6 protein-coding genes and 1 pseudogene are annotated in these 7,352 nt (G+C 67.2%); 2 read left to right on the top strand and 5 right to left on the bottom strand.

Annotated elements, in window-relative coordinates; translation table 11 throughout:
- Nucleotides 1–617: 617 nt before the first annotated feature.
- Nucleotides 618–1,016: a carboxymuconolactone decarboxylase family protein gene (locus tag FOZ70_RS25620; RefSeq protein ID WP_219707160.1), complete on the top strand. Its 399-nt coding sequence runs from the start codon at nucleotides 618–620 to the stop codon at nucleotides 1,014–1,016.
- 63 nt (nucleotides 1,017–1,079) lie between these two features.
- Here the strand turns inward: FOZ70_RS25620 and FOZ70_RS25615 are convergent, their stop codons facing one another.
- Genes FOZ70_RS25615 through FOZ70_RS25605 form a run of 3 tightly spaced genes read right to left on the bottom strand, consistent with a single transcriptional unit; the run spans nucleotide 1,080 to nucleotide 4,538 of the window.
- Nucleotides 1,080–2,066: an alpha/beta fold hydrolase gene (locus FOZ70_RS25615; RefSeq protein WP_219707156.1), complete on the bottom strand. Its 987-nt coding sequence runs from the start codon at nucleotides 2,064–2,066 to the stop codon at nucleotides 1,080–1,082.
- A 7-nt stretch (nucleotides 2,067–2,073) separates the two neighbouring features.
- On the bottom strand, nucleotides 2,074–3,639 hold the full coding sequence (locus FOZ70_RS25610) for an NAD(P)/FAD-dependent oxidoreductase (RefSeq protein WP_059494705.1): 1,566 nt from the start codon (nucleotides 3,637–3,639) through the stop codon (nucleotides 2,074–2,076).
- Nucleotides 3,636–4,538, bottom strand: coding sequence for an SDR family NAD(P)-dependent oxidoreductase (locus tag FOZ70_RS25605; RefSeq protein WP_219707154.1), 903 nt, complete (start codon nucleotides 4,536–4,538; stop codon nucleotides 3,636–3,638). Before FOZ70_RS25605 ends, FOZ70_RS25610 begins: the two co-directional genes overlap by 4 nt.
- A 103-nt stretch (nucleotides 4,539–4,641) precedes the next feature.
- Here FOZ70_RS25605 and FOZ70_RS25600 point away from each other — a divergent pair, with 103 nt between their 5' ends.
- On the top strand, nucleotides 4,642–5,283 hold the full coding sequence (locus FOZ70_RS25600; protein WP_224051506.1) for a TetR/AcrR family transcriptional regulator: 642 nt from the start codon (nucleotides 4,642–4,644) through the stop codon (nucleotides 5,281–5,283).
- 666 nt (nucleotides 5,284–5,949) lie between these two features.
- Here FOZ70_RS25600 and FOZ70_RS25595 read toward each other — a convergent pair.
- Complete coding sequence (locus FOZ70_RS25595; RefSeq protein WP_219707150.1) at nucleotides 5,950–6,852, bottom strand: LysR substrate-binding domain-containing protein; 903 nt, start codon at nucleotides 6,850–6,852, stop codon at nucleotides 5,950–5,952.
- A 56-nt stretch (nucleotides 6,853–6,908) separates the two neighbouring features.
- Nucleotides 6,909–7,352, bottom strand: a pseudogene (locus tag FOZ70_RS25590) (amino acid ABC transporter ATP-binding protein); the annotation flags it as partial.

Below are 7,352 nucleotides of genomic sequence, written 5' to 3'. Positions count from 1 at the left end.
CGACGTACCGGAAGTGCCTGAGGTACCGGAAGTACCCGACGTACCCGAAGTCCCCGAACTACCCGAAGTCCCGCCTCCCGAAGTCCCCGACGTCCCACCGCCCGACGTACCCGAAGTCCCCGAGCTGCCGCCCGTCCCTGACGTGCTCGGCTTGATCGTCGGCGGGGTCGTCGGTCCGTCGACCGAGCCGCAACCATATAGTGCGAGCAGCGACGAGACGGCCATCGTTACCGTCGTCTTCTTGAAGAGTGTGTGCATGTTGGCCTCGACATTGGAAGTGTGTCCAAGCCTTCTCTGCAAATTCCGCGCCACGACAGAATTCGCGAAACGGTGTCGCGCTTTATTGCAGGTATCGGGAATATCGGCGCGATTTAAACGGAGTAACGGCGCTTTCGCGCGACGGGCATGCTCGGTGCGCGGGCGCGGCGGTTGCGATGTTCCCGTAAGCCGCCGTAACGCGCGGCGTGATGTTACGTAGCGTTCGATATCGCGTTGTGCGGATGGCTTCGAACCGAGGGCCGCATCTTTGACGAAACGCGCCGGCCCGATGAACATGGCGCGAAATCCCCGGCTGCCGACGATGCCGACGCGGCCACGACTCCATACAGGACCCGGACATGAGCGAACAGGACAGGGAAAACGGCAAGGCGCGACGAATCGACGTGATGGGCGAGGCGTTCGTCGAGCGCGCGATGCGCGACCTCGACGGTTTTTCGCGCCCGCTGCAGGACTGGCTGAACGAGCATGCGTGGGGCAGCACGTGGCAGCGGGGCGGGATCGACCTGAAGACGCGCAGCCTGTGCACGTGCGCGATGCTGGCGGCGCTCGGCCGCAGCGCGGAACTGAAGGGGCACATTCGCGGCGCGCTCAACAACGGCGCGAGCCTCGTCGAGATCCGCGAGGTGTTGCTGCACAGCGCGCTGTACGCGGGCGCGCCGGCCGCGGTCGAGGCATTCCGCAGCGCGCGGGAGGTGATCGCGGATCTCGGGCTGTCGGTGCCCGACGACGCAGCCTGATTCCGCCGCCGCTTCGGCTGCACGGCGGGCGCGGAATCAGGCCCGGTTTCGCCGGTTTCCGGCTCAGTGCGCGACGCGCGCTGCCTGCGGAGCCGCCTCGGCCGGCGCGGCGGCGACCTCGAGCAGCCAGTCGGCGGTGGCCTCCGGAATCGTGACCGGCAGCATGTGCCCGCCCTCGACGACCTTCAGCCGCACGCGCGCCGATTTCTTCGCGAGCGCGTCGCCGTGCTCGCGCCAGTTCAGGATCGGATCGGCGCGGCCGTACAGCACGTCGACCGGCAGCGCGAGTTCCGCGTAGCGGCGTTCCATCGCGGGCAGGTCGACGGGCGCCGACAGCAGGTCGGTCGCCGTCGCGTAGAACACGTGCGGGCGCATCCCGAGCAGGCCGCCGCCCTTGACCGGGAAGTCGCGCGGCACGTCTTCCGGCGCGAACACCTGGCGCACGGCCTTGCGGCCGGTCAGGATCGTCAGCGGGATCGCGAAGGTCCACGACACGAAGCGGCGCACGAGCGGCGAGGGCAGCATCAGCGGCTTGAACGGCGCCGGCGGCTCGGTCTGCTGGTGCGACAGCGGCGCGATCAGCGCGAGCCGGCTCACGCGGTCCGCATGGTTGAGGCCGACGGCAAGCGCGATCGCACCGCCGAGCGAGTGGCCGACCAGCACGGGCTTGTCGAGCCGCAGCGCGTCGATGAACGCGGCGACCGTGCGGGCCTGCGCGAACACGTTCGCCTGCGAAGCCGCGCCGCGCAGCGAGCGGCCGGCGCCCGGGCGGTCGATGAGGATCACGCGATGCTGCTGCGCGAGCCGCGCGAGCGGCAGGTACGCGAAATTGCGCAGTTGCCCGGCAAGCCCGTGGACGAACACGATCGGCGGGCCGCTACCGTATTCGACGTAGTGGATGCGGTCGCCGCCGACGTCGACGAAGCGGCCTTCGGGCGGAAACGCGCGCATCACGCGACGGGCCACGTAACCGGTAAACAGCGCGAGCGCGGCGAGCGCCGCGACGACGCCGAGCAGGACGTTCTGGATCAGATGGAGCGTAGGGGTCATGTCGGCCTCAACGGGGTTCGAGTGCGGGTTCGGCAACCGGCGCCGCGGCGGCCGTGCCGGCTTTCGCGCGGCGTTCGAAATGCATCGCCGAATCGGCGAGCGGGCTGAACTTCAGCGACGCGAGATCGCGCACGTAGTTCTGATGGAATTTCCACGGCTTGCGATGGCCCTGCTTCGGCAGGATGCCGGCCGCACGCTGGATGTAGCCCGAGCTCAGGTTGACGGCCGGCACGTCGCCGAGCTCGCCGGCGCCGAGCCGCGGCACGCACGTGTCGTAGTCGTTCGCGCGCATGTGATTGAGCAGCCGGCACACGTAGCGCGCGATCAGCTCGGCCTTCAGCGTCCACGACGCGTTCGTGTAGCCGAACGACGACGCGAGGTTCGGCACGTCGCTGTACATCATTCCCTTGTACGACACGGTTTCCGGCAGGTCGACCGCGCGGCCGTCGACCGTGACGCGCGCGCCGCCGAGCATCTTCACCTTCAGCCCGGTCGCGGTGACGATCACGTCCGCGTCGAGCTGCTGGCCGCTCTTCAGCTTGAGGCCGGTCGGCGTGAAGCGCTCGATCTCGTCGGTGACGATCGACGCGCGGCCCGCGCGGATCGACTTGAACAGGTCGCCGTTCGGCACGAGGCACACGCGCTGGTCCCACGGCATGTAGCGCGGCGTCAGGTGCTTCGCGACGTCGAAGTCGGGGCCGAGCTGCTTGCTGGCCGCGCGGATGATGAACTTCTTCGTCTGGTCGGGCTTGCGGCGCGACACGTTGTACAGGTAAATCGTCAGCAGCACGTTCTTCACGCGCACGAGCCGGTGCGCGAGCCGGGACGGCAGCACGCGGCGCAACGCGTTCGCGATCCTGTCGCGCGCGGGCAGCGACACGATGTAGGTCGGCGAGCGTTGCAGCATCGTCACGTGCTGCGCGTCGGCCGCCATCGACGGCACGAGCGTGACGGCCGTCGCGCCGCTGCCGATCACGACGACGCGCCGGTTCGCGTACGACAGGTCCTTCGGCCAGTGCTGCGGATGCACGAGCTTGCCTTCGAACGTGTCCATTCCGGCCCAGTCGGGCAGGTAGCCGGCGTCGTAGTCGTAGTAGCCGCTGCACATGAACAGGAAGCGGCAGGTGTAGACGAGCGTGTCGGTCGTGCCGCCCTGCGTGCGCTCGATGCGTACCGTCCAGCGCGCGCGGTTCGAATCCCAGTCGGCCGCGACGACTTTCTGGCCGTAGCGGATCGTCTTGTCGATGCCGTAGGTGCGCGCGGTGTCGCGGATGTAGTCGAGGATCGTCTGGCCGTCGGAGATCGCCTTGTCGCTGTGCCACGGGCGGAAGCTGTAGCCGAGCGTGAACATGTCGGAATCCGAACGGACGCCCGGATAGCGGAACAGGTCCCAGGTGCCGCCGATCGCGTCGCGCGCCTCGACGATGGCCACGCTTGCATACGGGCAGCGCTGCTTCAGGTGATACGCCGCGCCGATGCCGGACAGCCCGGCACCGACGATCAGCACGTCGAGGTCGCGGCTGTCGCCGGGGGCGGGCGGCGCGTCGCGCCGGTCGGTCGTCGTCGAGGTCATGCGGGGTCCTTGGTGGGCGTGGTCGGGAGCGCAGCCGGGACTTCCTTCGGGCGGAGGTTGCGGGCCCGGGCGCGGCGCACGTGGCGCAGCATCAGCCATTGGTAACCGGCGCCGAGCAGGCGCGCGATCCTGTCGAGCCGGCGTGCGTCGGCGCCGACGAGCACGCGGCGCGCATTGCGCTCGACACCCGCGAGGATCTGCCGCGCGGCCTCGTCGGCCGTCGTCGCGTTGATCAGCCGGTTCGCCTGGCGGCGATGGGTCGCTTCGTCCTGGCCGGTGAGTGCGTGGATGCTGGTATCGACGCGGCCCGCGTCGACGATGTTCGTCGCGACGCCGCCCGGATGCACGCAGGTCGCGCTGACCGGCGCGCCGTCGAGTTCGAGCTCCATCCGCAGTGCCTCGGTAAAGCCGCGCACCGCGAACTTGGTCGCGTTGTAAGCGCTTTGCGTCGGCATCGCGACGAGCCCGAACAGGCTCGACGTATTGACGACGTGTCCGTCGCCCGACGCGCGCAGGTGCGGCAGGAATGCCTGCGTGCCGTGCACGACGCCCCAGAAGTTGATGCCGACGATCCATTCGAGATCGGCGATGTCCGCGGTCTCGGCGCTGGCGGCCAGCGACACGCCCGCGTTGTTGAAGATCAGGTTGACCTTGCCATGCCCGGCGCGCACGAAATCGGCCCACGCGAACACCGCATGGCGGTCGGCGACGTCGAGCCGCCGCGTGCTCACGCGCACGCCATGCTGGGCGCAGGCGGCCGCCGTGCCGGCGAGCCCGGTTTCGTTGACGTCGGCGAGCGCGACCTCGCAGCCCCGCCGCGCAAGCTCGACCGCGAGGCTGCGGCCCATGCCCGAACCGGCGCCCGTGATCGCGGCGACCTTGCCGGAAAACCCGTTCATCCGTTGCTCCTCCCGTTCCGCTTGCCCTGTACCGGCGGCGCGTCTAATGTGGTGTTGGTCGTCACCACTTTAGTTTTCGGGTGTCCTGATGTCAAATAGCGGAATGGAGAAAGCACTCGAAACGGAAAAACGGGGCCGCTCGTATGGCGGCGTGGCGCCCGAGGTGCGGGCCGCCGAGCGGCGCGACGCGCTGATCCGCGCGGCGACGCGCGTGTTCGGCACGGTCGGGTTCCGCAAGGCGACGGTACGGTCGATCTGCCAGGAAGCGAAGCTGAACGATCGCTATTTTTATGCGGCGTTCGACAGCACCGAGGATTTGCTGCGCTGCACCTACCTGCATCACGCGCAGCAGTTGCACGAGGCAGTCGCGCGGGCAGTGGCCGAGCGCGGCGGCGATCTGCGCGAGAGCATCGATGCCGGGCTCGCCGCGTTCTTCGCGTTCCTGCGCGACCCGTGCGCGGCGCGCGTGCTGCTGCTCGAGGTGATGGGCGTGAGCGCGGATACCGACATGACCTACCAGCGCATGCTGATCGACTTCGGCAAGCTGATCATGGCGATCGGCGCGCCGCGCGAAGCGGCGACGCCCGCGGAACGCACCGAGCAGCGGCTGATCGGGCTCGCGCTCGTCGGCGCGATGACGAACGTCGGCGCGGCGTGGCTGCTCACGGAATATCGCGATCCGGAAGCGCAGATGGTCGCGAGTTGCAGGAAGGTGCTGTTGGGGACGTTGCGGGAGATAAGCTGACCGGATGGTGTCGCGTTGTTCCCGGCATGTCCGCCGGCAAACTGCAGGTTAAAAGTCAAAATAAAGAAGCGACTACACGGCGCACGGCACGTCGGATTGTCTATTTTTGATTTGATTCGGTTTGCGTGTGACGGTGAATGGGTTAAAACAATCCGGATCAAATTAAAAAGGCGACGCAATGCCAAAAGGCAGTTCGCATTGCGCCGTTCATGGCGCGAAACCCTCGCGCCCAGGCACCTCGATCAGGAACCCGTGTATCCGCCCGGGTTCGGCCTTCACCGTCCCGGCGATACTCGGTCGTCGTGCCGCCGCTGCCGACCCGCCAGCACGTCGCCGACACGAATCGACGGTGTGGTTCCCGATGAAATTGCGGCAGCTTACATTTCAAACTCCTTGATTGATTTAATGAGTCGGAGAATTGAAGTGCTTCGGCAAACGAAGGTCGGCGAATTGCCATGAAAAGTTTAGTGGATAAGCCGAAAATAAAATATCGAATTTTTTGGATTCAATAATCCCGTTTATTCACGGTTGCGGAGCGGTTCGAAAGCGAACTGGAAGCGAGGGGAAATCGCTGCCTGCCGGCATTGCGCGGGCCGGATCCGGTCGGGTGCGCCGGGCGGCCGTATGCGGTACGCAAGCGCTTGCGTGCCGTGCCGATGAGCCGGCTCACGCGCGCCGATTGAAAACGGAGGTCTGGCGCTCGCGTTCGCCCGTGATCCAGTCGCCGAACAGCTGGATCTTCTGCTGCTGCTCGGCGCCGCCCGGATACACGAAGTAATAGCCCATCCCGGTCGGCATCGACACGTCGAACGGCGTCACGAGCCGGTGCGCCGCCACGCTTTCGTCGACGAGCGTCCGGTCGCCGATCGCGATGCCGTAGCCGTCGATCGCCGCGTGGGTGGCGAGGTCGAGCGTCTCGAAGCTCAATCCGCGCGTCGAGTCGACGTGCGGTGCGCCCGCATGGTCGAGCCACCGTTTCCAGTCGCGGTGATCGCGGGTCGGATGCAGCAGCGTATGGTCGGCCAGGTCGTCGACGCTTGCGAGCGGATGGCGGTTCAGCAGGTCCGGCGAGCATACCGGCGTGAGCCGCTCTTCGAACAGCGGGATCGCGTACATGTCGGGGCCGGCGCCGGGAGCGTAGATCACCGCGGCGTCGAACGGCTCCATGCGGAAATCGACGTGATGGCCCCAGGTCGTCGTGATCTGCACCTGGAGTTCCGGGTGCTCGGACTGAAACCGCATGATCCGCGGCAACATCCACTGCATCATGCAGGTCGGCACCTTCAGCGCGAGCTCGGTGCGCCGGCGCGACAGGCGCATCGATACCTCTTCGATGCGCGCAAAGCTCTCGCGCACCGTCGGTAACAGCAGCTCGCCTTCCGCCGTCAGCGTCAGTCCCTTTGGCGTGCGCTTGAATAGCGGGAACTGGTAGAACGCCTCCAGCGCGAGGACCTGCCGGCTCACCGCACCCTGCGTCAGGCACAGCTGCTCGGCGGCGCGCGTGAAGCTGCCGTGGCGGGCGACGATGTCGAAGATCTGCAGCGCGTTGAGGGAAGGCAGTCGTTTCATCGGAAAGGCCGGCATGGAGCGGGCGATCGGAAGGGGCGGATGCGTCGCGGCAGCGTTCAGTGCAGGATCTTCGCGAGGAAGTCCTTCGCGCGTTCCGATTTCGGATTCGAGAAGAAATCGTCCTTGCGGTCGTCCTCGACGATCGCGCCCTTGTCCATGAAGATCACGCGATGCGCGACCTTCTTCGCGAAGCCCATCTCGTGCGTGACGACCATCATCGTCATCCCTTCCTGCGCGAGTTCGACCATCACGTCGAGCACTTCGTTGATCATCTCGGGGTCGAGCGCGGACGTCGGCTCGTCGAACAGCATCTCGCCGTGGTCGGTCCCGAGTCCACGTGCAATCCCGACGCGCCGCTGCCGGCCGCCCGACCGCTGGTTCCGATCGTGTTCGCACTTGCCCGCGAGCCCGACCCCTTCCAGCATCGCGATCTCCTTGTCGCGTGCGCCGCGCTTCGGCACGCCGAGCACGCTCGCCGGCCCGAACATCACCTTCTGCCG

This window comes from Burkholderia sp. COPS, assembly GCF_019425585.1.
Lineage (GTDB): Bacteria > Pseudomonadota > Gammaproteobacteria > Burkholderiales > Burkholderiaceae > Burkholderia > Burkholderia cepacia.
This window is presented reverse-complemented; position numbering and strand designations above follow the sequence as displayed.